Source organism: Sulfitobacter sp. F26169L (assembly GCF_026410285.1).
Lineage (GTDB): Bacteria > Pseudomonadota > Alphaproteobacteria > Rhodobacterales > Rhodobacteraceae > Sulfitobacter.
In genome coordinates this window covers 128,626-152,920 of the sequence record NZ_JAPMLP010000003.1, presented here as the reverse complement: position 1 = coordinate 152,920, position 24,295 = coordinate 128,626, and the positions used below count along the sequence as shown (strand labels likewise).

General features: G+C 57.0%; 22 protein-coding genes. 10 read left to right on the top strand and 12 right to left on the bottom strand.

Features of this window, described 5'->3' with window-relative positions; translation table 11 throughout:
- Nucleotides 1–152 precede the first annotated feature (152 nt).
- On the bottom strand, nt 153–1,049 hold the full coding sequence (locus tag OS189_RS07545; RefSeq protein ID WP_267166687.1) for a LysR family transcriptional regulator: 897 nt from the start codon (nt 1,047–1,049) through the stop codon (nt 153–155).
- A gap of 185 nt (nt 1,050–1,234) precedes the next feature.
- Here OS189_RS07545 and OS189_RS07540 point away from each other — a divergent pair, with 185 nt between their 5' ends.
- From OS189_RS07540 to OS189_RS07500, 9 genes are all read left to right on the top strand, one after another.
- Nucleotides 1,235–4,636 (top strand): indolepyruvate ferredoxin oxidoreductase family protein, encoded by a 3,402-nt coding sequence (locus OS189_RS07540; RefSeq protein ID WP_267166686.1) that lies wholly within the window; start codon nt 1,235–1,237, stop codon nt 4,634–4,636.
- A 229-nt stretch (nt 4,637–4,865) separates the two neighbouring features.
- Entirely contained in the window at nt 4,866–5,675 is an 810-nt protein-coding gene (locus OS189_RS07535; protein ID WP_267166685.1) for a glutamate racemase, read from the top strand.
- 35 nt (nt 5,676–5,710) lie between these two features.
- The gene (gene argC / locus OS189_RS07530) at nt 5,711–6,739 is read left to right on the top strand and encodes an N-acetyl-gamma-glutamyl-phosphate reductase (RefSeq protein ID WP_267166684.1); all 1,029 of its coding nucleotides are present in this window, start codon (nt 5,711–5,713) and stop codon (nt 6,737–6,739) included.
- 14 nt (nt 6,740–6,753) lie between these two features.
- Nucleotides 6,754–7,197 (top strand): cytochrome c maturation protein CcmE, encoded by a 444-nt coding sequence (gene ccmE, locus OS189_RS07525; RefSeq protein ID WP_267166683.1) that lies wholly within the window; start codon nt 6,754–6,756, stop codon nt 7,195–7,197.
- Nucleotides 7,198–7,268: 71 nt separating this feature from the next.
- A complete protein-coding gene (locus tag OS189_RS07520) occupies nt 7,269–7,880 on the top strand; it encodes a holin-associated N-acetylmuramidase (RefSeq protein WP_267166682.1) in 612 nt (203 codons plus the stop codon).
- Nucleotides 7,871–8,443, top strand: a complete 573-nt coding sequence (locus OS189_RS07515; RefSeq protein WP_267166681.1) for a holin family protein — start codon at nt 7,871–7,873, stop codon at nt 8,441–8,443. The genes OS189_RS07520 and OS189_RS07515 overlap by 10 nt, the downstream gene beginning before the upstream one ends.
- A gap of 75 nt (nt 8,444–8,518) precedes the next feature.
- Nucleotides 8,519–10,483 (top strand): heme lyase CcmF/NrfE family subunit, encoded by a 1,965-nt coding sequence (locus tag OS189_RS07510; protein ID WP_267166680.1) that lies wholly within the window; start codon nt 8,519–8,521, stop codon nt 10,481–10,483.
- A complete protein-coding gene (locus OS189_RS07505) occupies nt 10,480–10,932 on the top strand; it encodes a cytochrome c-type biogenesis protein (protein ID WP_267166679.1) in 453 nt (150 codons plus the stop codon). The genes OS189_RS07510 and OS189_RS07505 overlap by 4 nt, the downstream gene beginning before the upstream one ends.
- A gap of 98 nt (nt 10,933–11,030) precedes the next feature.
- Nucleotides 11,031–11,807 carry an enoyl-CoA hydratase-related protein gene (locus OS189_RS07500; RefSeq protein ID WP_267166678.1) on the top strand — a complete coding sequence of 259 codons (777 nt, stop codon included), beginning with the start codon at nt 11,031–11,033 and terminating at the stop codon, nt 11,805–11,807.
- A 67-nt stretch (nt 11,808–11,874) separates the two neighbouring features.
- On the opposite strand, the gene OS189_RS07495 is transcribed toward OS189_RS07500, so the two are convergent.
- The 4 genes from OS189_RS07495 to gltX all read right to left on the bottom strand — a co-directional run bounded on the left by OS189_RS07495 (nt 11,875) and on the right by gltX (nt 16,468).
- Entirely contained in the window at nt 11,875–12,186 is a 312-nt protein-coding gene (locus OS189_RS07495) for a hypothetical protein (protein WP_267166677.1), read from the bottom strand.
- 81 nt (nt 12,187–12,267) lie between these two features.
- Nucleotides 12,268–13,197 carry a calcium-binding protein gene (locus tag OS189_RS07490; protein ID WP_267166676.1) on the bottom strand — a complete coding sequence of 310 codons (930 nt, stop codon included), beginning with the start codon at nt 13,195–13,197 and terminating at the stop codon, nt 12,268–12,270.
- 457 nt (nt 13,198–13,654) lie between these two features.
- Nucleotides 13,655–14,950, bottom strand: a complete 1,296-nt coding sequence (locus tag OS189_RS07485; protein ID WP_267166675.1) for a citrate synthase — start codon at nt 14,948–14,950, stop codon at nt 13,655–13,657.
- Nucleotides 14,951–15,067: 117 nt separating this feature from the next.
- Nucleotides 15,068–16,468 (bottom strand): glutamate--tRNA ligase, encoded by a 1,401-nt coding sequence (gene gltX / locus OS189_RS07480; protein ID WP_267166674.1) that lies wholly within the window; start codon nt 16,466–16,468, stop codon nt 15,068–15,070.
- Between the two features lie 127 nt (nt 16,469–16,595).
- Here gltX and OS189_RS07475 point away from each other — a divergent pair, with 127 nt between their 5' ends.
- Complete coding sequence (locus OS189_RS07475; RefSeq protein ID WP_267166673.1) at nt 16,596–18,644, top strand: ComEC/Rec2 family competence protein; 2,049 nt, start codon at nt 16,596–16,598, stop codon at nt 18,642–18,644.
- 6 nt (nt 18,645–18,650) lie between these two features.
- On the opposite strand, the gene lexA is transcribed toward OS189_RS07475, so the two are convergent.
- The 7 genes from lexA to OS189_RS07440 form a co-directional block, all read right to left on the bottom strand.
- Nucleotides 18,651–19,343, bottom strand: a complete 693-nt coding sequence (gene lexA / locus OS189_RS07470) for a transcriptional repressor LexA (RefSeq protein ID WP_267166672.1) — start codon at nt 19,341–19,343, stop codon at nt 18,651–18,653.
- A gap of 66 nt (nt 19,344–19,409) precedes the next feature.
- On the bottom strand, nt 19,410–20,582 hold the full coding sequence (locus OS189_RS07465; protein ID WP_267166671.1) for a molybdopterin molybdotransferase MoeA: 1,173 nt from the start codon (nt 20,580–20,582) through the stop codon (nt 19,410–19,412).
- Nucleotides 20,579–21,052 (bottom strand): cyclic pyranopterin monophosphate synthase MoaC, encoded by a 474-nt coding sequence (gene moaC / locus OS189_RS07460; RefSeq protein ID WP_267166670.1) that lies wholly within the window; start codon nt 21,050–21,052, stop codon nt 20,579–20,581. Before moaC ends, OS189_RS07465 begins: the two co-directional genes overlap by 4 nt.
- Nucleotides 21,052–21,864, bottom strand: a complete 813-nt coding sequence (trpC, locus tag OS189_RS07455; RefSeq protein ID WP_267166669.1) for an indole-3-glycerol phosphate synthase TrpC — start codon at nt 21,862–21,864, stop codon at nt 21,052–21,054. Before trpC ends, moaC begins: the two co-directional genes overlap by 1 nt.
- Complete coding sequence (locus OS189_RS07450) at nt 21,861–22,523, bottom strand: uracil-DNA glycosylase (RefSeq protein ID WP_267166668.1); 663 nt, start codon at nt 22,521–22,523, stop codon at nt 21,861–21,863. The genes trpC and OS189_RS07450 overlap by 4 nt, the downstream gene beginning before the upstream one ends.
- Nucleotides 22,523–23,542: an anthranilate phosphoribosyltransferase gene (trpD, locus tag OS189_RS07445; RefSeq protein ID WP_267166667.1), complete on the bottom strand. Its 1,020-nt coding sequence runs from the start codon at nt 23,540–23,542 to the stop codon at nt 22,523–22,525. Before trpD ends, OS189_RS07450 begins: the two co-directional genes overlap by 1 nt.
- Nucleotides 23,539–24,120, bottom strand: a complete 582-nt coding sequence (locus tag OS189_RS07440) for an anthranilate synthase component II (RefSeq protein WP_267166666.1) — start codon at nt 24,118–24,120, stop codon at nt 23,539–23,541. Before OS189_RS07440 ends, trpD begins: the two co-directional genes overlap by 4 nt.
- Nucleotides 24,121–24,295: the final 175 nt, after the last annotated feature.

Sequence of the window (24,295 nt, the reverse complement as noted above, 5' to 3'; positions counted from 1 at the left end):
GCCAAGTCCAACAGGGAGGTATAAGGGGAGGTGCCCTAAAGCGCCTCAATCCTTATAGGCTCGAATTAGGGCGTGCCCTTTGCATAATCAAGGAATTTGTAATAAATATGCAGCATGTCCGCTATGCGTCTGGCGCATATCTAAATGCGGGTTCATTCCTCGCGGAGCTGTTTGCGGTAAGTGATAATTTCATCTTGCACAAAGTCCTTGAAAGCGGCAACCCGTTTGGACTGGCGTAGCTCTTCGGGGTAGGCCAGAAAAACCGGTACTTCGGCGGATTCAACTTCGGGAAGTACGCGCACAAGTTCGGGGAAGCCCTGTGTGACGTAATCAGGCAGAACGCCAATTCCCAGATCGTGGATAACGCCCTGAAGGACACCGAAATAGTTGTTCACCGTCAGCAGGGAGCGGATGTCGTGCAGCATCAATTGCTGGACAAGGTGCAGCCCTGCGCCCACCTGATTGGTTGCGGTATTCTGGCAAATCAGACGATAATTCGATATATCTTCGATCGTTGTCGGCACGCCGTTTTCTTTGATGTATCCGGTGCTGGCGTAAAGGCACATGCGCACGGTCATCAGCCGCTTGCGCACAAGATCGGCTTGGGACGGTTCGCGCAGGCGGATGGCGACATCCGCTTCGCGCATGGGCAGGTCCAGTATCCGCTCTTCGAGCATCAGATCGACCTTTAGATCGGGGAACTTATCATAAAGTTTGGACAGGCGCGGCGCGAGCCAGAGGGTGCCGAAACCGGTGGTTGTGGTCACCCGAAGCTCGCCGAATACCTCTTCCTCGCTGTCGCGGATCCTCGCGGCGGCGGCATCCAGACGTTTGGACATGGCGCGCGTGGCATCGAACAGTAATTCGCCCTGTTCGGTAAGAATCAGACCACGGGCATGACGGTGGAATAAATTTGTGGTAAGCTGTTCTTCCAGACCGCGCACCTGACGGCTCACGGCGGATTGTGACAGGTTCAGCTTCTCGCCCGCGTGGGTGAGAGACCCCGCGTCTGCAACCGCGTGAAAAATCCTGAGTTTATCCCAATCCATAGTGCGCCTTTCAAGTTATCGGCCTTACTACCGCACTTGCGTCATTTGACATACCCCTTTTGAAGGGGGAATTCTAACTTTGGCGGATAAGATACTATACAGGTCAGTGTTTGTGACCTATTGTGAGGTGAGTCCATTTATTTGGAAGTGGCCGCAAGGCCTGCTCGGTTCTTGGGAGGGACACGATGACAACGCAGAAAATTTCACTGAACGACCGTTTCGATCTGACAAAAAGCCCCGTGTTATTGAATGGCACGCAGGCGCTGGTGCGTGTGATGATGATGCAGGCCGCGCGTGACAAGGCGGCGGGGCTGAATACCGCTGGTCTCGTGACTGGATATCGCGGATCACCGCTGGGGGCGGTCGATATGCAAATGATGCGCGCACAAAAGCAACTGGCGGAGCACAAGGTCACCTTTCAGGCCGGTCTGAACGAAGATCTGGCCGCTACCGCCCTTTGGGGCGCGCAGCAGGCAGAAGTGCGCGGCGAAGGGAAGTACGACGGGGTTTTCGGCCTGTGGTATGGCAAGGGGCCTGGGGTGGACCGTTCGGGTGATGTGATGCGTCACGCCAATATGGCAGGCAGTTCCAAACACGGTGGCGTGGTGATGGCCATGGGCGATGACCATACGGGCGAATCCTCTACCGTGCTGCACCAGTCAGACTTTGCGATGGTGGACGCTTATATGCCGGTCCTGTCGCCTGCTGGTGTGCAGGAGATACTGGATTACAGCCTTTATGGTTGGGCGCTGTCGAGGTATTCTGGCCTGTGGGTTGGTTTGAAAACCATGAAAGACACCATTGAGGTGACGTCGGTTGTGGATGGTGATCCGCACCGGATGCAGTTTGTTACACCAGATTACCCGATGCCAGAAGGGGGGCTGAACATCCGCTTGGTGGACGAGCGTATTGCCCAAGAGGCGCGTCTGATTGACCACAAACGCTATGCCGCCGAAGCGTTCAGCCACGCCAACAAGATGGACAAGCGTATCTGGGGCAAAGCTGGTGCCAAAATCGGTTTCGTAGCTGCCGGCAAGAATTACCTTGATCTGATCCATGCGATGTCACTGCTGAACATTGATCAGGAGGAAGCAGAGCGGCTGGGCCTGACAATTTACAAGGTGGGCCAAACATGGCCGCTGAACATGAAGGGTTTTCACGACTGGGCGGAAGAGCTGGACCTGATTGTTGTCGTCGAAGAAAAGCGCAAGCTTCTGGAAGTTCAGATCAAAGAAGCGCTGTTTGATGATGACATGCGCCATCGCCTGTATGGTGGGCGCAAGAACGGTGAGGAGTTCTTCTCGGCGCGTTGGGCGCTGGACCCGATCGATATCGCTGAAAAGCTGGGTAATGTCCTGTGCGAGGAAGGCCGCGGAACCGATGGTATCCGCGCGGGGCTGGCCGATCTGGCAGATGCAAAGCGGGCAGACAACGCCGAGGAGCTTGCAGGGCGTTTGCCGTATTTCTGTTCGGGTTGCCCGCACAACTCATCCACCAAGGTGCCCGAAGGCAGCCGCGCCTATGCGGGCATCGGGTGTCACTTTATGGTGCAGTGGATGGACCGCGAGACGCTGGGCTTTACCCACATGGGCGGGGAGGGCGCAAACTGGATCGGCGAAGCGCCGTTTTCAAAAACGCCGCATGTGTTCCAGAATCTTGGCGATGGAACCTACAACCATTCGGGCGTGCAGGCGATCCGCGCGGCGATCGCGGCGAAAACCAATATTACCTATAAAATCCTGTATAACGATGCGGTTGCCATGACAGGTGGGCAGGAAAACGAGGGTGATCTGGACGCGCCGCGCATTGTCGCCGAGCTGAAAGCAATGGGCATCAAGGAGCTTGTTGTCGTTTACGACGAAAAGGAAGATGTCGATTTCGCTGCGTTCAAAGGGGTTGAAACGCACGAGCGTGCCGAACTGCAAAACGTACAGGAACGTTTGGCCAAGGTCGAAGGCGTGAGTGCCATCGTCTATATCCAGACCTGCGCCGCTGAAAAGCGCCGCCGCCGCAAGCGCGGCCTGTTCCCCGATCCTGACAAGCGGGTCTTTATCAACACTGACGTATGCGAAGGGTGCGGCGACTGTGGAGTACAATCAAACTGTGTATCTATTGTGCCTGCGGAAACCGAACTGGGGCGCAAGCGCGCGATTGATCAATCGTCTTGCAACAAGGATTTTTCCTGTGTCAACGGGTTCTGCCCCTCTTTTGTGACGCTGGAAGGCGCGAAAGTGCGCAAGGAAGCCACTACCGAGGTGAAAATACCTGATCTGCCACAGCCCGATCTGCCCGCAATCAAAGGCACGTATAACGTGGTGATCACGGGTGTCGGCGGTACAGGTGTTGTGACGATCGGTGCTGTGCTGGCGCAGGCGGCCCAAATTGACGGAAAGGGCGCTGGCATGATGGAAATGGCCGGCCTGGCACAGAAGGGCGGCGCGGTCAGCATCCATTGCCGTCTGGCAGAAAAGCCGTCCGATATCAGTGCGATCCGCGTTGCTACGGGCGAATGTGATGCGTTGGTGGGCGGTGATCTTGTTGTGTCTGCTGGCAACAAAACGCTTGGTCTGACATCGACAGGGCGCACGGGGGCGGTTGTAAACAGCCACCAGATTATCACCGGCGATTTCACACGTGATACGGAATTCCAATTGCCCTACGACCGGCTGGAACTGGCGCTGGAGGCGCGTCTGAAGGACAATCTGTCGATGTTCGATGCCTCTGATCTGGCGAAGGCGACCTTGGGCGATTCGATCTATTCCAACATGATGGTGTTTGGCGGTGCGTGGCAGCGCGGCCTTATTCCGCTATCACTGGAGGCCGTGACTGAAGCCATCAAGCTGAACGGTGCGGCGGTTGAACGCAACCTGCGGGCGTTTGAAATCGGGCGCTGGGCGGTGCTGTATCCGGCTGATGCACAAGCGGTCATCACGCCAAGTACAGTTACAGCTTTGCCAAAAACGCTGGATGACAAAATCACCTTCCGTCGCGCGCATTTGGTGGCCTATCAGGGCAAGGGGCTGGCCAAGCGCTATATGAAAATGCTGGACGGGATCACCGATAAGGCAGTGCGCGAAGCAGTAGCCGAAGGCTATCATAAGCTTTTGTCTTACAAGGACGAATACGAAGTGGCGCGCTTGCTTCTATCCTCACGTGAAAAGGCGCAGGCAGAGTTCGAGGGCGATTTTAAGATGACCTTCAACCTTGCCCCGCCGATCCTGTCAAAGACGGGTGCAAACGGGCGCCCGATGAAGCGGGAGTTCGGACCATGGCTGGAACGGCCGCTGCGCCTGCTGGCGCGGATGAAGGGTCTGCGTGGCACGCCGTTTGATATCTTTGGCTACACCGCCGAGCGCAAGATGGAGCGCGCGCTGATCACACAATATGAAACCGATATGCGCGATGTGCTGCCGAAGCTGGACGATAACACCCGTGAAGCGATCATCGCATTGGCAGCCCTGCCGCTGCAAATCCGCGGTTTTGGCCCTGTGAAGCAGGAAAACGAAGCCAAAGCGGCCAAACGGCGCGAAGAGCTGCTGAGCGTGATCCGTATGGGTGGCACACCGGTGGCGCGCGCAGCGGAATGATCTTGCGGGCTTACCGGCCTCAGGTGGGGCCGGTAAGCAGCGGCGCCGAAATTCGGGGCCTGGTCCATGGCATGCACCCTTGGATGCGACTTATCAGCGCCGATTTGACGCGTCATAAAAGCGGTGATGGATTTCCGGTGAAAAGCGGCGTATTGCCATGCACGTGAACCGCTGGAATGGTCCCGCGCGGTATGGATTTTGAGGACCGGTACATGTGCCGGTAGAGTAAATGGCAGTAGGTATTTTCGACAGCGGGTTAGGCGGCCTTACAATTCTGGATGCTGTGCAGGCCCGCTTGCCGGATCAGGAGTTTGTTTATCTCGCTGACAGCGCCCATGCGCCTTACGGCGTGCGCACGGCGGATGATATTTACGACCTGACGGTTGCTGCCACGCAGCGCCTGTTTGACGAGGGGTGCGATCTGGTTGTGCTGGCGTGCAACACCGCCTCGGCGGCGGCGCTGCGCCGTATGCAGGAACGCTGGGTGCCCGAAGGCAAGCGTGTGCTGGGTGTCTTTGTGCCGTTGATCGAAGCCCTGACAGAACGCCAGTGGGGAGACAACTCGCCCCCGCGCGAAGTTGCGATTAACCATGTTGCGCTGTTTGCGACACCGGCAACTGTTGCCACCCGCGCCTTCCAGCGCGAACTGGCTTTTCGCGCAATTGGTGTCGACGTGGAAGCACAGGCCTGTGGTGGCGTGGTTGACGCGATAGAGGACGGCGATATGATCCTTGCGGAAGCGCTGGTGCGCAGCCACGTGGACGCGTTAAAACGCAAAATGCCGCACCCGCAGGCAGCTATTCTGGGCTGCACACATTACCCGCTTATGAAGGATGCGTTTCAGGACGCGCTTGGCGCGGATGTGAATGTATTCAGTCAGGCCGATCTGGTGGCAGAAAGCCTTGCGGATTATCTGCAGCGCCATTCTGATAAAACAGGCAGCGGTGCAGGTGCGTTTCTGACAACGGGTGACCCCAAAAGGGTCAGCACCCGCGCGACCCAGTTTTTGCGACGACCGATGACGTTCACCGCAGCGTAACCGACACGCAGAAACATTTTTTCGGGACAACAAACATGACCTACAATATCGCAATTCTTGGCGCATCCGGCTACACTGGCGCTGAACTGATCCGTCTGATCGCGGGGCATCCCTTCATGGCGATCAAGGCTTTGGGAGGAAATTCCAAAGCAGGGCAGAGCATGGCAACGGTTTTTCCGCACCTGCGCCATCTTGACTTGCCCGATCTGGTGAGCATGGAAGAGATTGATTTTTCCGGCATTGATCTGTGCTTTTGCGCGCTGCCGCATAAAACCTCGCAGGAGGTTATCTCGAGCCTGCCGAAAGATCTGAAAATTGTGGACCTGTCCGCAGATTTCCGGCTGCGTGATCCGCAAGAGTACGAGCGTTGGTACGGCAATCCGCACGCAGCGCTGGAACAGCAGGCGGAGGCGGTTTACGGGCTGACCGAATTTTACCGCGAAGAGATCAAAGGTGCGCGGCTGGTGGCAGGAACCGGCTGTAACGCCGCGACAGGGCAATTTGCCTTGCGCCCGTTGATCAGTGCGGGATTGATTGATCTGGATGATATCATTCTTGATTTGAAATGCGCTGTATCCGGGGCAGGGCGGGCGCTGAAGGAAAATCTGCTGCACGCAGAGCTTTCGGAAGGATATCACGCCTACGCCTTGGGCGGCACACACCGTCATCTGGGCGAATTCGATCAAGAGTTTTCGCAGATTGCCGGCCGGCCTGTAAAGGTTCAGTTCACCCCGCATCTGGTGCCTGCAAACCGCGGTATTCTGGCAACCGTTTACGTGAAAGGTGATGCGCAAGCCATTCACAAAGAAATGAAAAAAGCATACTCCTACGAGCCGTTTATCGAGGTTTTGCCGTTCGGAGAAGCACCGTCAACCCGCCATATTCGGGGCTCGAACTTTTGTCATATCGGTGTGGTCGGCGACCGGATTGAAGGACGCGCCATTGTGGTGGCCGCTCTGGATAATCTCACCAAAGGGTCGTCGGGCCAGGCGTTGCAAAACGCAAATCTAATGTTAGGTATTCCAGAGACAGAGGGCCTGATGATGGCACCTCTCTTTCCGTAAAGGCAGAAAATGCTATGAAAAGCCTGAAAAAGCAACGCCGTATTCAGTTGATCGCTGTGGCAGTGATCGCCTTGATCGGCTCTACCGCCCTGATCGGTTACGGGATGCGCGACGGGATCAACTTTTTCCGCGCGCCATCGCAGGTTGTCGAAGCGCCGCCAGCCCCGACCGAAGTTTTTCGCATTGGCGGATTGGTCGAGGAAGGTACGCTCAAGCGCGGTCAGGGGGAGCAGATCAGCTTTTCCGTAACCGATGGCGGGGCAAGCGTGCCGGTGGTTTTCTCGGGAGTGTTGCCTGATCTGTTCGGCGAGAACGAAGGTATGGTAGGGACGGGTCGTCTGATTGATGGTGTCTTTGAAGCTACTGAAATTCTTGCCAAACACGACGAAACCTACATGCCGAAAGAGGTGGTTGACGCGCTGAAGGAACAAGGCGTTTACAAAGAACCCAAAGGCTAGGGCGACCGCTCGGGTGAGGGGCTGTTAACCATTTTCGGGCCTGATCCCCCTTCGTTATGAAGGGGAGATCCATGCAAACTGTTCTGCAAATTGCACATGAAATTGTCGCCCGCGAGGGCGGCTATGTAAATGATCCCGATGATCCGGGCGGGGCGACCAATTTTGGTGTGACAATCCACACAATGCGCCGTCTGGGTCTGGATCTGGATTGCGATGGCAGCATCACACCTGCGGATGTGCGCCGTCTGACACGCGCGCAAGCCATCGAGATTTTCCTAAACCATTATTACAAAAGGCCGCTGATCGCGGAGTTGCCACAACCGTTACAGGCCAGTGTGTTTGACATGTACGTCAACGCGGGCAGCAACGCTGTGAAAATTCTGCAACGGCTGATGGTTGAAATGGGATATGGCGTGACGGTTGACGGGGCTTTGGGACCGCAAAGCCTTGCAGCCGTGCGCGCGGCGTTTGCGGCGTCGCCCGAACATCTGGTCGATGCCTATGGCATTGCGCGGCGGAACTATTATTTCCGCATTGCAGACAGGCGCGCAGCCAGTCGTAAATTCGCGCGCACGCGGGCGGGTGGCAAGGGCGGCTGGATCAAGCGGGCGGAGGAATTCATGGCGCCGCGCTATCACATGACATCACAGGAATTCAAAGCGAGGATCGCACAATGGGATTGATCGAGCGTCTTTTTGGCGTTGTTTTCGGGGGCGAGCGTAATGTCGTTCGCGACACGGTGGAAGTATTTCGCGAAAACGCCGAGAGCGGCGCGGCGCGCAGCGCAATCGTGCAGGGGCAGGCGATGGATCAATATGGTGCCGAATTCCGCGCCCCGTCGAAAGGTGGTTTTGATCGGTTTATGGACGGATTGAACCGTCTGCCGCGTCCGGCACTGGCAATGGGTACGCTGGGGCTGTTTGTCTCTGCGATGGTTGCACCCTTGTGGTTTGCCCAGCGAATGCAAGGTATCGCATTGGTGCCCGAGCCGCTGTGGTGGTTGTTGGGCGTGATTGTGTCGTTTTACTTCGGCGCGCGGCATCAGGTGAAAGCACAGGATTTCCAGCGCAGCATCGTGGATACCATCAAGCATGTTCCGCAAGTTATCGAAAATATCGAAACCCTGTCTCAATTGCGGGCAACTTCCATTGGTGTCGCTGATACGGGGCCTGACGTGCGGCTTGGGGCACAGGTGCTGAAAGCGGACGAAAACGCAGCCCTGCGGGCCTGGCGCGCGGCGCGCTAACACCTGCGGCGCTTTGACCAACCGATTTGGCCGATTGTGATTGGATCGGCTGCGCGCGCGGTTTATGCTGCGCGCATGATTACAGAACTCGGACATTTCGCCCTTTTGCTCGCCTTCGGTGTTGCAATGATCCAGATGATTGTACCTATGGTCGGCGCGGCCAAGGGCTGGCCCGCCTGGATGGCTGTGGCGGAGCCTGCGGCGACTGTGCAGTTTCTGCTGATCGCGGCGTCTTTCGGGGCGCTGACGTGGGCTTTTGTTACCTCGGATTTCAGCCTTTCGGTCGTCGTATCCAACAGCCATTCGATGAAACCGATGATTTACAAAATCAGCGGAACATGGGGCAATCACGAAGGCTCTATGCTGCTTTGGGCATTGATTGTCGCGCTGTTCGGGGCGATGGCCGCGTGGTTTGGCGGCCAGTTGCCAAGCAGCCTGCGCGCGCGCGTTCTGAGCGTTCAGGCCTCTATCGGCGTGGCGTTTATTGCGTTTATCCTGCTGACATCCAATCCGTTTGAACGTCTTGCCGTGCCGCCCTTTGACGGACAGGATCTGAACCCGTTGTTGCAAGACCCCGGTTTGGCGTTTCATCCGCCGTTCCTGTATCTGGGCTATGTTGGCCTTAGCATGGCGTTCAGTTTTGCGGTTGCTGCACTGATCGAAGGCCGCGTTGATGCGGCATGGGGCCGCTGGGTGCGTCCATGGACGCTGGCCGCTTGGGTGTTTCTGACGATCGGGATCGCGCTGGGGTCCTGGTGGGCTTATTACGAGCTGGGTTGGGGCGGTTTCTGGTTCTGGGATCCGGTTGAAAACGCCAGTTTCATGCCGTGGCTTCTGGCAGCGGCGCTGCTGCACTCGGCCATTGTTGTAGAGAAACGCGAAGCGTTGAAAAGCTGGACAATTCTGTTGGCAATTCTGGCTTTCGGTTTTTCACTAATCGGTACATTTATTGTACGCTCAGGCTTGCTAACGTCTGTTCATGCCTTTGCCAACGATCCTGATCGCGGGATATTCATTCTGGCGATCATGGCATTTTTTATGGGCGGCGCATTGATCCTGTTTACCCTGCGCGCTGGTGCAATGGAGGCGAAAGGCGTCTTTGGAATCGCTTCGCGCGAAAGCGCGCTGGTGCTGAACAACCTGCTGCTGGCGGTTGCCTGTTTTGTGGTCTTTGTCGGCACAATTTGGCCCCTGCTGGCCGAGATGTTCTTTGACCGCAAGCTCAGCGTCGGACCACCGTTTTTCGATTCTGCCTTTACGCCGTTTATGGTGCTGCTGGGGCTGGCCCTGCCGGTAGGATCTGCGATGCCTTGGAAGCGGGCCAATCTGGCCCGTGCCATGCGCCCGCTGCGGTATGTTTTTGTCGTCGCACTGGCCATCGGCGGCCTGGCCTGGGCCATGCAGACAGGGCGCAGCCTTATCGGGCCGGTCGGCATGTTCCTCGGCGCGTGGATTGTAATGGGTGTGCTTGTCGATCTGGCGCAGCGCACAGGGCGGGGACCGAACCGCCTGCGCCGTCTGATGCGTTTGCCGGGCGCAGATTGGGGCAAGGCAACCGCACATGCGGGGCTTGGCATCACCATGCTGGGCATTGCCGGTATCTACGCATGGACTATTGAGGACATTCGCGTGGCCCAAATTGACATGCCATTCGATGTGCAGGGGTACGAGATGACACTGCGCAGTGTCACCAATAGCAACGGGCCGAATTATGTCGCGACAACGGCTGTTATTGATGTTGAACGGAACGGTAAATTCATTGCTACACTTTTACCCGAAAAGCGTTTCTATCCTGTCGCGCAGATGCCCACAACCGAAGCTGCGATTCACCAGAATTTCAAACGTGACCTCTATTTGGTGATCGGGGATCAGCAGGACAACGGCGGATGGACTGTACGCACCTACATCAAGGTGATGACCAGCTGGATCTGGGTAGGGTGTGCACTGATGGCTCTTGGCGGATTTTTCAGCCTTCTCGACAGGCGGTTCCGCGTGGCGGTTGGTGCGCGCAAACAGCGCGATACGGTGGCGGCAGAATGAAACGCTTTGCCCTGATCCTGATGTTGCTGGCCTCACCACTTGCAGCGGTTGAACCGGATGAAATCCTCAGCGATCCGGTGCTGGAACAGCGCGCGCGCGAGTTGAGCAAAGGTTTGCGCTGTCTGGTATGCCGCAACGAGAGCATCGACGAAAGCAACGCGCCACTTGCCAAAGACCTGCGCCTGCTGGTGCGGGACCGGCTGGTGCAGGGCGATACCGATGAAGAGGCTGTGAACTTCATCGTGGAACGTTATGGCGAGTATGTCTTGCTGAACCCCACACGCGGCGGCGCCAACTGGCTGCTCTGGGGGGCAGGGCCGCTGATGCTGTTGTTTGCGGGCGGTGCGGGGATTGTCTATGTTCGCGGTCGCAGTCGCGCAAATGCCCCGCAAGACGATGGACTGAGCGCCGATGAGGCTGCGGCGTTGAAGGATATTCTGGAAAAATAGAGCGTTCGTTACGGAGCGGTGTGACGCGCGGTTGTGCTGGCAGGGGCGCGGGCATGTGCTACACAGGCTGCGAAACAGCAAACCAGACGAGGACGCTCATGGACTACCAGACAATCACTTATGAACTGAGCGGGGGCGTGGCGGTTATCACGATGAACCGCGCTGATAAATACAACGCACTGACCACCCAAATGCGCGCAGAGATCGAACATGCCTTTACCGAGGGCGGTCGCAACGCGCGGGTCGTGGTGATTACAGGCGCTGGCAAGGCATTTTGTTCCGGTCAGGATCTGGGTGACAGCGGCAACAGCACATCGATTGATCTGGAACGTACACTGCGTGACGAATACGCGCCCATGTTACGCGCGATTACGCAATGTCCTGTACCGACAATCGCCGCCGTTAACGGACCGGCAGCAGGGGCCGGTGCCAATCTGGCGCTTGCAACCGATGTGGTGTTCGCAACCGAAAGCGCATATTTTCTTCAGGCGTTTACCCGTATCGGTCTGATCCCCGATGCTGGTGGCACGTATACATTGCCCCGCCAGATGGGCATGGCAAAAGCGATGGGCGCTGCTCTGTTTGCGGATAAAATCAGTGCGCGACAGGCCGATGACTGGGGGATGATCTGGGAAGCGGTCGAAGATCTCAAATTCGATGCGCATTGGCGCGCTAAGGCCGCGCAATTGGGCGCAGGCCCGACCGCGGCTTATGCGGCTGTTAAAAAAGTACTGCGTGAGAGCTGGGACAATACCTTTGAAGATCAACTTGCACTCGAGGCGCAAGAGCAGGGCAGATGCGGTAAATCGCGCGATTTCAAAGAGGGCGTGCTGGCCTTCACCGAAAAGCGCGCCGCTAATTTTGAAGGGCGCTAATTGCCCCGACATTGAAAAAAACCGCTGCATGGAGACTGCAGCGGTTTATATCCCGGTCGCGCTTTGATCAGGAATGAACGCTGCGCTCTACCAATAAAATATCAGACGCAGATGGCGCCTTGCCTGAGGCGCGGGCAACTACTGCGACCGCGATGCCATTCGCAAGGACGGTGTGAACCGTCCCCGAGACGTGATTGATCGTAATTTCCGGTGGCGCTTCGCCTTTGTCATAGACAACCGCGATGTGGTCTGTGTCGCCATCTCCATCCGGCACCAATGCGCCGGTCGGGCCTTTGTCATATTCCGCTCTGCGTGGCATCAGGCTTTTCGCTTTGGACCACTCATAGCTTTTTGACATGTCGGGGGTTGATCTGGCCATAGTCGGGGGGACTCCTGTCAGGCTGGTATGAGAGTGTTACGAGAGGCGGGTACGTAGCCCACCGCCCATTCGCTTTCAGGATCAGGCCGCAACACCGTGCGGATCAAACATTGCCTCAATCGTGTTTTCAGCGATGAGTGTGATATCACCAGTGCTGAGCGAACCAGCAGCGCCTTCTACCCGTGCCAGTACCGCGTCACCCATACGAATGATCGCATCGCCGTTGTCATTCGTCACGGTGATGTCGGCATCAACGCTTGTGTCATCGACAATCACGGTAATCGCATCGTCCGCGCTATTGAAACCGCCGATGAATGCAGCACCGTTCGCTGAATCCTCCGGCGTGATTTGTTCGGACATGATGTTGAACGTATCGTTGCCATCGCCACCATAGGCCTGATCGAATGATCCTATAACAAGTTCATCGTCGCCGGAACCACCGGCAAGAGTGTTACCCATGCTGTCATCGCGCATATCAATGCCGCCGTTGATGTCAGCAAGTGACCCACCATCACGCAGTTCCTGCATTTCTTCCAGGTTGAGGGGTACACCGTTGATGATGCCGCCGAACAGAACGTCGTCACCTTCCTGGCCGACGACCATATCGCTGCCGCGACCACCAAGAACAGTGTCGTTGCCTTCATCGCCACGCACATTATCCCGACCGTAATCACCGGACAGGAAATCATCGCCGCCCTGACCTTCGATCAGGTCGTTGCCACGGTTGCCTGTGACAACATCGTTATCATCACCTGAGCACAGCATATCATCGCCGTCCTCGCCCTGCAAAACGTCTTCGCCTTCACGACCAAACAGCGTGTCACCGCCTGCGCGGCCGTTCATTACATCGTCACCGGCCTGACCGTCAAGAAAATCGATGCCTTCACCGCCCTCGATTCGGTCATCACCGTCGGTGCCAATCACCTCCGTGTCTTCCGTATCATCATCGCCCCCATCAAGAGCAAACCCCAAAAGGGCAAGTGGCAACGCAAGTCCTAATAACATCAACATAGCAAAAATCCCTTATGCGCGGTTGTTAAAATTGACTATGCAGCCCTACGGCAACCGGTCAAGGCCGGCTGCGTTATTGTACACACCGCCGAAACAATGCCTTATTTCTGCCCATTTTTTAGAATTTTCACTTCATCTCGATTTGGCAAAACGTGAACAATCATGCTTCATAACGTGGATTGAATATAGCCTGATTTTCCATCCCCAGATGTGGAAACCAGTGATTCTCACAGTCTGGTCTCAATCGAATGTCGATAATTATCTGATTTATATTGCATATGGGGTGAACTGGCGCGGTGGCTTCTGAGGGCTTCGCATTGTGAGCGTCATTCACTTTGCGAAAGAGGGCAAAGTTAGCGGGCCCGACCTTTGCCACAATCTCGCCAAAATCCGAAGCGCACAAAAAAAGCCGCCAAGTGCAGGGCACCTGACGGCTTTGATCATGCGGAAGTAAAGATTAGCGCTTTTCAATATCCACGTAAGAGCGGATGTCTTCGCCAAGATACAATTGACGGGGGCGACCAATTTTCAGCTGTGGATCGTTCAACTGTTCTTTCCACTGTGAAATCCAGCCTACCGTCCGCGCAAGCGAGAAAATCGGCGTGAACATCGACGTTGGAAAACCCATCGCCTCCAGAATGATGCCGGAGTAGAAATCGACGTTCGGGAACAGCTTTTTGTCAGCGAAGTAGGGATCTTCCAGCGCCTGTCTTTCAAGTTCTTTAGCGACCTGAAGCGTTGGGTTGTTTTCAACGCCCAGCAGTTCCAGAACCTCGTCCGCGGATTGCTTCATCACAGTCGCGCGGGGATCGAAGTTTTTGTAAACGCGGTGGCCAAAGCCCATCAGGCGGAACGGATCGTCTTTATCTTTGGCCCGCGCAATATATTCGGGGATACGGTCGGGTGTGCCGATTTCTTTCAGCATTTCAAGGCAAGCCTGATTTGCGCCGCCGTGGGCAGGACCCCAAAGGCAAGCAATACCGGCAGCGATACAGGCAAACGGATTCGCACCTGAGGAGGATGCCAGACGTACCGTCGAGGTGGAGGCATTCTGCTCGTGATCGGCATGTAGCGTAAAGATGCGATCCATTGCGCGGCTCAAAATCGGGTCGACAACGTAGTCTTCTGCCGGAACCGCAAAACACATGCGCAGGAAGTTGGACGCATAATCCAGATCATTGCGCGGATAGATGAACGGCTGCCCGATGGTGTATTTATAGGCCATCGCTGCAATTGTCGGCATTTTGGCGATCAAGCGGATAGAGGCGACTTCGCGCTGGCGCTCGTCGTTGATATCTGTCGAATCGTGGTAGAATGCAGACATCGCACCAACCACACCAACCAACAGTGCCATTGGGTGCGCATCACGGCGGAAGCCACGGAAAAAGTTTATCATCTGTTCGTGGATCATTGTGTGATTGGTCACAAGATCTTCGAAGTCTTCAAGCTCTGTGGGGGAGGGCAGTTCACCATAAAGCAGCAGATAGCACACTTCGAGATAGTGGGATTTTTCCGCCAGTTCCCCGATCGGATAGCCACGATGGGTTAGTATACCTTCGTCACCGTCGATGAATGTGATGGTGCTGTCGCAGGATGCTGTTGAGGTAAAGCCGGGATCATAGGTGAAAACACCTGCTTGTGAGTACAGCTTGCGAATATCGATGACTTCAGGGCCAGAGGTCGGCGTGAACATCGGCAGTTCAACTGATTTGTCTCCGATTTTCAACGTCGCAGATTTCGTACTCTCGGTCATGCATATCCCCTTCTAGGTTGGCTGCGGTGGCATCTGCCCCCGTGTCTGCACGGCCCTTGCCGATGCATCCGTTTTCTTCTTATCTACAACATCCTTAACGACAGATTTACAGCTGTCTCAGGATGCGGCGTCTTTGAGTCGTGCCAGCGTTTCATCGCGGCCCAGCACCAGCATCATGTCGAAAACCGAAGGTGTCACGGCACGGCCAGCAAGAGCTGCACGCAGCGGCCCTGCAAGTTTGCCGAATTTGGTATCATGCGCGGCAGCAAAACCGTTCAGAACATCTTCGAGCGTTTCACGGTCCCAGCTAACATCTTGCAACTGCGGCGTCAATTCTCCCAGTATACTGCGGGATACCGGATCAAGATTTTTTGCGGCTTTTTCATCAGTCTCAATCGGGCGGGATGTTAGAATAAAGTGTCCTTTTTCAAGGAGTTCGGGTAATGTTTTAGCGCGTTCTTTCAGGCAGTACATCGCGCGATCCAATCCATCCGCCTGTGCGCTTGTCAGCGCGGGAAGATTTGCAGCAGCCAGATAATCCGCAATCTCGCGCCGCAACGCGGCATCTTCCGCTACGGCAATGTGCTGTCCACAGATGTTTTCCAGCTTTTTCAGGTCAAATTGAGCCGGGCTTTTGCGGATCCCGTCGATGTCGAACCATTCTTTCGCTTGTTCATCGCTGAAAAATTCATCGTCGCCGTGGCTCCATCCCAGCCGGGCGAGATAGTTACGCATACCTGCGGCAGGGTAGCCCATTACTTGATATTCCTGCGCACCAAGTGCGCCGTGGCGTTTGCTCAGCTTTTTGCCGTCGGGGCCGTGGATCAGCGGAATATGCGCCCAGACCGGCACGTCCCAGCCCATACCGTGATAAATCATCATCTGGCGCGCGGCGTTATTGAGGTGGTCATCGCCGCGGATAACATGGGTAACACCCATGTCGTGGTCATCGACAACAACCGCGAGCATATATACGGGCGAGCCGTCCGAGCGCAGCAGGATCATGTCGTCGAGCTGCGCATTGTCGATCGTCACATCACCCTGTACCGTATCACGGATAACGGTCTGGCCCCCATCCGGAGCCTTTATCCGTATGACAAAAGGCGCGTCGGGGTGTGTGGACGGATCAGCATCGCGCCACGGTGAGCGGTAAAGCGTGCTACGCCCTTCCGCGCGCGCTGTTTCGCGAAAATTCTCGATCTCTTCCTGCGTGGCGAAACATTTGAATGCTGCCCCTTTTTCCAGCAGCTCATGCGCCACCTCAACGTGGCGGGGGGCCATTTCATGTTGGCTGATCACATCGCCATCATGATCTAGTCCCAACCACGCAAGTCCTTGCAAAATTGCCTCTGTCGCTTCGGGGGTATAGCGGGCGCGGTCGGTGTCTTCGATGCGCAGCAGGAATTTCCCGCCGCGTCCGCGGGCGTAGAGCCAGTTGAAAAGCGCTGTGCGCGCCCCGCCGATGTGCAGAAAACCCGTGGGCGAAGGGGCGAAGCGGGTAACAATTTCAGAGCACATGGATTTCCCTTTCGGAGGTGTTTCAGGCAGGTCCGGCGGCTACGGCAGGGGCACGTTTACCATTTGGTAACCATCGGCAGAATATGATTTCTGACTGTCTATCCAGTGCAGCGAACGGGGGCAAGCAATGGGCGTGGCATCCGCGTTCTGTGACACAATGCGCGCCCAGCGGGGCGCGCTGTTCGGCTGGGTGCCTGTGTGCCTTGCGGTCGGGGTCGGGTGGTATTTTCACCTGTCTTGGGAACCTGCAATGATCAATCTGGGGCAGGTGGCAATTGGCGCAGTATTCTGTGCCGTTCTTGCGCGCCTGTTGCCAGAGCCTTTGCGCCCATTCGCTGTCGCCGCAATGCTTGTGGGGGCAGGTTTCTTACTGGCGGCGGTGCGGTCACATTCGGTTGCGGGGCCGGTGTTGGAATACCGGTATTACGGCGCGGTCGAAGGGCGCATCGTGGCAATTGATCGCAGCCAGTCAGACGCGCTGCGCCTGACGCTGGATCGTGTGGTGCTGGACCGCGTTCCGCCGCACCGTACACCGAAACGTGTGCGCATGTCGCTGCATGGGGACCGCTTTGCCGACATCAGGCCCGAACCGGGATTGCGGGTGATGCTGACGGGGCATCTCTCGCCACCCTCCGGTCCTGTCGAGCCGGGAGGTTTTGATTTCCAGCGCCATGCGTGGTTTGTCCGGTTGGGGGCTGTCGGTTATGCGCGTACGCCGCTTATGGGTGTTGCAAAATCAACGGGCCGCTTGGGGGTGTTTCGTTTGCGCATGGCAGCGTCCGCGCGAATTCAGGCCGTATTAAAAGGGGATATCGGTGGTTTTGCGGCTGCGATCACCACCGGTGATCGTTCTGCTATCAGCCAGTCGGCGCTGGATGCGCTGCGTGCCAGCAACCTTGCACATTTGCTGGCGATTTCAGGACTGCATATGGGGCTGATGTCAGGCGTGGTGTTCGCTGCGTTGCGGTTGGCCTTTGCGCTGGTGCCGCCGCTGGTGTTGCGTGTCCCCGCACGCAGCATTGCAGCGGCGGGCGCATTGGTGGCGGCCGCAGGATATCTGGCGTTGTCCGGCGGTAACGTGGCCACGCAGCGCGCATTTATCATGGTGGCTGTGGCGCTGTGTGCCCTGATGATCGGTCGGCGTGCCATCAGCCTGCGCGGGGTGGCCATTGCCGCAACGATTGTGCTGATCCTTCGGCCCGAAGCATTGATGGGGCCGGGATTCCAGATGTCTTTCGCAGCGACAACCGCCCTTGTTGCGGTGTTCGGCTGGATACGGGATGGAAAAATTCCACTTGGGCCAAAGTGGCTGCATCCTGTAAGCGCGGTATTTATATCCTCCGCTGTTGCCGGAATTGCGACCGCGCCTATTGCAGCGGCACATTTCAACGCAATTGCGCAATACGGTCTGTTGGCAAACCTCACGTCGGTGCCTTTGATGGGGGTTCTGGTGATCCCCGCGGCGGTAGTGGCGGCAGTGCTCGCACCTTTGGGGCTGGAAGCAATCGGGCTCTGGGGGATGAGCATCGGTGTGCGCTGGATCCTTTATGTCGCTGATTTTGTCTCAACCCTTCCCGATGCGCGGGTGTATGTCGTTGGTCCGAATGCATGGGTGCTGCCGCTGCTGTCGCTGGGGTTTCTTACGGTGCTGTTGTGGCGCGGATTTGCCCGTTGGGGCGGGATGATCGCCATGGGGGCCGCGTTTGTGGTCTGGTCAAACACGACGCGCCCTGATGTTTTGGTATCCGATACCGGCACACTGGTAGGGGTGATGACGCCGCAGGGCCGCGCGCTCAGCAAGCAGCGGGGGGCAGGATTTGTTGCACGCAACTGGTTGGAAAATGATGGTGACGGGCAGGATCAATACACCGCAGCCGCAAGGTGGCAAGGCAGTGGTCCGGTGATCCATTTATCGGGAAAGCGCGCTGTTGCAGCTTTTTCAGGCTGTCAAAAAGGACAGATCGTGGTGAGTTCGATGCCATTTCCACCTCATGGGGGTCCGTGCCCTGTCTATGATCCTGACAGTTTACGCCACACGGGCGCGATCGCCTTCAGGATCGGGTCTGATGGTCCCGAAGTTGCGCAAACCGCACGCAGCGCGGTCGGGGACCGTCTGTGGACGCGTTGGCCGGAAGAAAAACCGCCGCGCAGGCATGCGCGGCGGATCGAAAACTAGCGTATTTCAATAAGAGCGGATCAGCCCGACAAGGCGGCCCTGTACCTTGACCTGATCGGCAGGAAACACACGGGTTTCATAGGCAGGATTTGCTGCTTCCAGTGCAATTGCCGCACCCTTGCGTTTGAACCGTTTCAGCGTAGCTTCATGGTCTTCCACCAATGCCACAACGATATCGCCATCATCGGCGGTGGAGGTTTCGCGGATCACCACAACATCACCGTCATTGATACCGGCCTCGATCATCGAATCGCCTTTCACTTCAAGCGCGTAATGTGCGCCTGCGCCCGATAGCATCGCGTTGGGCACGGTCACCCCGTGCGAACGTTGGTTGATCGCCTCAATAGGCACACCTGCCGCGATCTGCCCCATCACAGGCAGTTCGGTCGCTTCTATCGTGGTGACGGGAAGGGCATTGGCGGGCGGCGGTGTATCGGGCAGATCGCCGTCAATCACCCGTGGCGTAAAACCGTTGCCTGACATGCTGTCTGGCAATTTCACAACTTCGATTGCGCGGGCGCGGTGGGCAAGGCGGCGGATAAATCCGCGTTCTTCCAATGCCGTGATCAGACGGTGGATGCCGGATTTCGACCGCAGATCAAGCGCTTCTTTCATTTCGTCAAAACTGGGCGGAACGCCGTCACGCTGCACACGTTTGTGAATGAATGCCAGTAGATCAAGTTGTTTTTTGGTTAGCACTACGCGGTCCTCGCCCTAGTTTATCTTGCTTTGTTCTAGGGACGTTCCTGTTTTGTGTCAACCTTTTCAGATGTCGATTATATCCACCATGTCGCCCTTTTGGCGTGCCGGATCGTTTGGCGGGCGCACCAACAGGGCGTTTGCGGTGGCCAAAACACTCAGCAGCGAGCTGTCTTGCCGCTGCTCGGCGGTGACCGCGCCGTCATGGATGTTTGCGCGCATGTAGTGCTCGCGCCCACCGTTGGCTGGCAGACCGGCGGCCAGTGGTACAACACGGCGAGGGGCGGCGCTGTGCCCCAGTCCCAGCATTGCACATACCATCGGCGCGACAAAAACAGTGCCGCAAACCATGGCGGACACCGGATTTCCCGGAAGGCCGATCATCGCAGCGTCACGCATACGCCCCGCCATCAACGGCTTTCCAGGACGCATGGCAACCTTGTAAAAAGATTGCTCCATACCCATCGCGGCAGCAACAGGTGCAACCAGATCATAATCTCCGACAGACGCGCCGCCAATGGTTACAATCAGATCAGCGTTTTTAGCCAAAGTAAAACTACGCCGCAGGGAACCTTCGTTATCAGCGGCAATCGGCAACAGCCGCGCTTGTGCCCCCAAACCATCCAGTTGCGCGGCCAGCCCGTAAGTGTTGGAGGCAATAATCTGGTCCGGTCCCGGTGTTTCGCCGGGTTGAACCAGTTCGTCACCGGTGGCGAGGATCGCAACCACTGGTTTGCGATACACCGGCACACGGGCGATGTTCATCGCGGCCAGCAGGGCGATATCGGCGGGGCGCAACCGGCGCGGTGCAGACAGGGTTTGCCCCTTGTGAAAGTCACCGCCTGCGGGGCGGATATTATCTTTTTCGCCGATTGAATGGCCCAGCGTGATCAGATCGCCGCGTCGGGTAACATCTTCTTGGATCACGACAAAGTCGGCACCCTCCGGCACCGGTGCGCCGGTAAAGATACGCACGGCCTGACCGGCGTTAAGCGCGCCGTCATATCTGTGACCAGCCGCAGATTCTCCCACGACCTTGAACATGGCGTCGGGTTCAACCTCTGCGCGGCGCAGGGCATATCCGTCCATCGAGGATGCGGCGAATGGCGGTTGGGTGCGCGCGGCCTCAACGTCTTGCGCCAATACACGCCCTGCGGCACTGCGAAGCGATACGGTTTCAACATCCATCACTGTGGTAAGCGAAAAAAGATGCCCCAACGCCTCGTCAACGGTGATCATGGGTTTTCGTGGCGGCCCGATTTTCCGCCGTCTTTAAGTGTGACGCGCAAGCCGCTGATTTCCATGGTCTTATCGACTGCCTTGCTCATGTCGTAAATTGTAAGGGCAGTGACTGACGCGGCAGTCAGCGCTTCCATTTCAACGCCGGTCTGGCCTGTGGTTTTCACGGTCGCGGTGATACGGATACCGGGTAGCTCGGGGTCAGGTACCAGATCAACGGAAACAGATGTAATCGGCAGCGGATGACACAGCGGGATAAGGTCTGATGTCTTTTTCGCCGCCATGATACCGGCCAGCCGCGCAACACCCATAACATCACCCTTTTTCGCGCGACCTTCTGTAATAATATCAAAGGTTTCGCGCTGCATCTTGATGTGATTTTCGGCGGTGGCGATACGGGATGTCACAGCCTTGTCGGATACATCGACCATATGCGCATGACCATCACCGTCAAAATGCGTCAGTGCCATTACATACCTCCTGCCCGCAGGGGGTTCGCAAGCAGCTGACGTGTTGCGCCCGCAACATCGTCCTGCCGCATCAGGCTTTCCCCGATCAGAAAGCTGCGCGCGCCATAACGCGCCATATCGGCCAGATCTTCGGGAGTGTTCAAGCCGCTTTCGCTAACAATCATCCGTTCGCCCGGAATATGTTTTGACAGCGTGCGCGTCACATCAAGAGAGGTTTCAAAGGTGTTGAGATTGCGGTTGTTTATCCCGATCATACGGGATTTCAGCAGCAATGCGCGCTCCAGTTCCTCGGCATTGTGAGTCTCGATAAGGGCGTCCATGCCGTACCCGATTGCAGCATCCTCCAGTTCGGCCGCTTGCGCGTCCGAAACGCTGGCCATGATAATCAGGATGCAATCGGCACCCATGCTGCGCGCTTCGGCAACTTGATAGGTGTCATACATGAAATCCTTACGCAGAACGGGTAGGTCACACGCGGCGCGCGCATCAATCAGGAATTGCTTGGCGCCCTGAAAGCTGGGCGTGTCGGTCAGAACCGACAGACAGGTTGCGCCACCCTCGGCGTAGGCTTCGGCCAGTGCGGCAGGCTCGAAATCGGCGCGGATCAATCCCTTTGACGGGCTGGCCTTTTTGATTTCCGCGATCAGGCCGTAGTTCTCGATAGAGGCTTCGAACAGCGCTTGGGCAAAGGGGCGCACAGGTGGTGCTGCCTCTGCCTGTGCTTCTATGTCTGCCAGCGGCACGGCGGCCTTGTCGGCGGCAATTTCTTCCAGCTTGTAAGCTTTGATTTTGTCTAGGATCGTCTGTGTCATAGCGCCTCCGGGTCGCCCCAGTTTATGGACCGATGGCCCATCCCTTGCAACCATGCATTGGTGCGGCTGAAAGGCCGTGTGCCAAAGAAGCCGCGATGTGCGGACAGGGGTGAAGGGTGGGGTGTTTCGAGTTTGAAATTCATGTCGGGATCAACCCGTCTGGCCGTCTTTTGCGCGGGGCCGCCCCACAGGAGATAGGCGCGTGGTGTATCTGCCAAACGGTCCAGCACCTGATCAATCAAGACCTGCCAGCCAAGCGATGCGTGACCTTTTGCGCAACCTTTCGGCACCGTCAGGATGGTGTTCAGCAGCAACACCCCCTGATCTGCCCAATCGTCAAGCTGGGTGCGGGTTCGGGTGATATCCAGATCGTTTTTCAGCTCTTTGAAGATGTTGCCAAGACTATCCAGCCGCCCCCCGAAATTTTCCGCGATTGAAAAAGCAAGACCATCGGCTTTTTCAGGGGTGTGATAGGGGTCCTGTCCAAGGATCACAGCGCGCACATCGTCGGGCTGCACCCGTTCAAGCGCGTTGAAAACCAGAGGGGCCGGGGGTAGAACAGGCCGCGTTTCGGTTGACAAAGCCGCTTCGATCCCGGGGAGGATCTGCGTGAAGAACGGCAGATCACTCCACGCGCCCAGACGGGAAAGATCAAACATCAGCCTGCTTGCGTGATGCGCGCAACTGCGGTGATCTTCTCGCGCGCGGCACCGGAATCTATGCTGGCGCGCGCCATCTCAACACCGGTTTTCAAATCAGGCGCGGCATCTGCCATCACCAGCGCTGCGGCGGAATTGAGCAACACCGCATCGCGGTATGCTGATTGCGCACCATCCAGCAAGGCATTGAATGCAATGGCGTTCTCCTCGGGTGTCCCGCCGATGATGTCATCAAATTGATGCACTGGCAGGCCGGCATCTTCGGGGTGGATTTCGATATCGTCGATTTGCCCGCCCACGCGCAGCGCACTGACCCAGCTGACGCCGGTGATGGTCAATTCATCCGTTCCGTCAGACCCGTGCACCAGCCATGCAGCATCCGACCCTAGCTGTTTAAGCGTTTCAGCCATGGGGCGGGTCAGATCACGGCTATACGTGCCTGTAAGCTGGCGTTTGACGCCTGCAGGATTGGTAAGGGGACCGAGGATGTTGAAAATTGTGCGCGTGCCCAACTCGGAACGGGTGGGCATGACGTGGGCAATTGCAGGATGGTGCATAGGGGCCATCATAAAACCGATACCGGCCTCGTTCAGCGCCTTTTCAACCACCTTCGCACCGACCATGGTTTTCAACCCCATCTGTGTCAGCGCATCCGCTGCACCCGATTTCGAACTCAGGTTGCGGTTGCCGTGTTTGGCAACCACAACACCGGCACCGGCCACAACAAATGCTGTTGCTGTCGAGATGTTGAGCGTGCCTTTCCCGTCGCCACCGGTGCCTACGATATCGATTGCGCCGGCAGGGGCTTTTACAGGGTTACACTTTGAAATCATCACAGCGGCGGCGGCGGCGTATTCATCCACCGTTTCTCCGCGCGTACGAAGGGCCATCAGCAACCCGCCAATCTGGCTGGGTGTGGCTTGTCCGTTAAACAGGATCGCAAATGCTTCTTCGGCCTGGGCGCGGGTCAGGGGGCCATTCGCAGCAGCATCAATCAGGGGTTTGAGAAGTTCACTCATGCGGGTTCCTTCACCTCCTTTAGGAAATTCTCCAACAGGGCGTGCCCGTGTTCGGAGCGGATGGATTCGGGGTGGAACTGCACGCCGTGGATTGGCAACGTGCGGTGCTGCAGGCCCATAATAATCCCATTGTCCAATTCGGCCGTGATTTCCAGACAATCGGGCAGCGTGTCACGTTCGACAATGAGCGAGTGATAGCGTGTTGCGGCGAAGGGGCTGGGCAATCCGGCAAACAGGCCTTTGCCTGTGTGGTTCATCTGCCCCATCTTGCCATGCACAATCTCGCCTGCGCGCACCACGCGCCCGCCAAATGCCTCTCCGATGGTCTGGTGCCCCAGACAGACCCCAAGCAGCGGAATGCCTTCCTTGGCGGCGGCGTGGGTCAGTGCCAGACAGATGCCTGCCTGTGCCGGATCGCAAGGACCGGGGGACAGCACGATCCCCGACGGACGCATCGCCAACGCTTCGTCCACGCTGAGCACGTCATTGCGCCGTATCTCCATCTGGGCACCAAGCGTGCCCAGATAGTGAACCAGATTATAGGTGAAACTGTCGTAGTTATCGATCAACAAGAGCATCTTGGGGAAACTTCGTATTAGGACTAGAGAAGGCGGCGTTTGGGTGTGTATAGATGGTCTGGGTAGATGGTCAGTCTTGGGCGCAATCGTCAAGGGGCAGGGCCGCCGCAAAAGGCATTAACCGGAGCGTAATAGTCGGGATGCCTTCGCGCGTATGATAACAGGACAAGGGTGC

Excerpts from the sequence above, each read along its gene's own strand:
- OS189_RS07545 (WP_267166687.1), bottom strand. The coding sequence starts at position 1,049 with ATGGATTGGGATAAACTCAGGATTTTTCACGCGGTTGCAGACGCGGGG.
- OS189_RS07490 (WP_267166676.1), bottom strand. The coding sequence starts at position 13,197 with ATGTTGATGTTATTAGGACTTGCGTTGCCACTTGCCCTTTTGGGGTTT.
- OS189_RS07500 (WP_267166678.1), top strand. The coding sequence starts at position 11,031 with ATGGACTACCAGACAATCACTTATGAACTGAGCGGGGGCGTGGCGGTT.
- OS189_RS07505 (WP_267166679.1), top strand. The coding sequence starts at position 10,480 with ATGAAACGCTTTGCCCTGATCCTGATGTTGCTGGCCTCACCACTTGCA.
- OS189_RS07485 (WP_267166675.1), bottom strand. The coding sequence starts at position 14,950 with ATGACCGAGAGTACGAAATCTGCGACGTTGAAAATCGGAGACAAATCA.
- argC (WP_267166684.1), top strand. The coding sequence starts at position 5,711 with ATGACCTACAATATCGCAATTCTTGGCGCATCCGGCTACACTGGCGCT.
- OS189_RS07440 (WP_267166666.1), bottom strand. The coding sequence starts at position 24,120 with ATGCTCTTGTTGATCGATAACTACGACAGTTTCACCTATAATCTGGTT.
- OS189_RS07475 (WP_267166673.1), top strand. The coding sequence starts at position 16,596 with ATGGGCGTGGCATCCGCGTTCTGTGACACAATGCGCGCCCAGCGGGGC.
- ccmE (WP_267166683.1), top strand. The coding sequence starts at position 6,754 with ATGAAAAGCCTGAAAAAGCAACGCCGTATTCAGTTGATCGCTGTGGCA.
- OS189_RS07515 (WP_267166681.1), top strand. The coding sequence starts at position 7,871 with ATGGGATTGATCGAGCGTCTTTTTGGCGTTGTTTTCGGGGGCGAGCGT.
- trpD (WP_267166667.1), bottom strand. The coding sequence starts at position 23,542 with ATGAGTGAACTTCTCAAACCCCTGATTGATGCTGCTGCGAATGGCCCC.
- OS189_RS07540 (WP_267166686.1), top strand. The coding sequence starts at position 1,235 with ATGACAACGCAGAAAATTTCACTGAACGACCGTTTCGATCTGACAAAA.
- OS189_RS07450 (WP_267166668.1), bottom strand. The coding sequence starts at position 22,523 with ATGTTTGATCTTTCCCGTCTGGGCGCGTGGAGTGATCTGCCGTTCTTC.
- moaC (WP_267166670.1), bottom strand. The coding sequence starts at position 21,052 with ATGGCACTGACGCATTTTGACGGTGATGGTCATGCGCATATGGTCGAT.
- OS189_RS07495 (WP_267166677.1), bottom strand. The coding sequence starts at position 12,186 with ATGGCCAGATCAACCCCCGACATGTCAAAAAGCTATGAGTGGTCCAAA.
- trpC (WP_267166669.1), bottom strand. The coding sequence starts at position 21,864 with ATGACACAGACGATCCTAGACAAAATCAAAGCTTACAAGCTGGAAGAA.
- OS189_RS07535 (WP_267166685.1), top strand. The coding sequence starts at position 4,866 with ATGGCAGTAGGTATTTTCGACAGCGGGTTAGGCGGCCTTACAATTCTG.
- gltX (WP_267166674.1), bottom strand. The coding sequence starts at position 16,468 with ATGTGCTCTGAAATTGTTACCCGCTTCGCCCCTTCGCCCACGGGTTTT.
- OS189_RS07510 (WP_267166680.1), top strand. The coding sequence starts at position 8,519 with ATGATTACAGAACTCGGACATTTCGCCCTTTTGCTCGCCTTCGGTGTT.
- OS189_RS07465 (WP_267166671.1), bottom strand. The coding sequence starts at position 20,582 with ATGATCACCGTTGACGAGGCGTTGGGGCATCTTTTTTCGCTTACCACA.
- OS189_RS07520 (WP_267166682.1), top strand. The coding sequence starts at position 7,269 with ATGCAAACTGTTCTGCAAATTGCACATGAAATTGTCGCCCGCGAGGGC.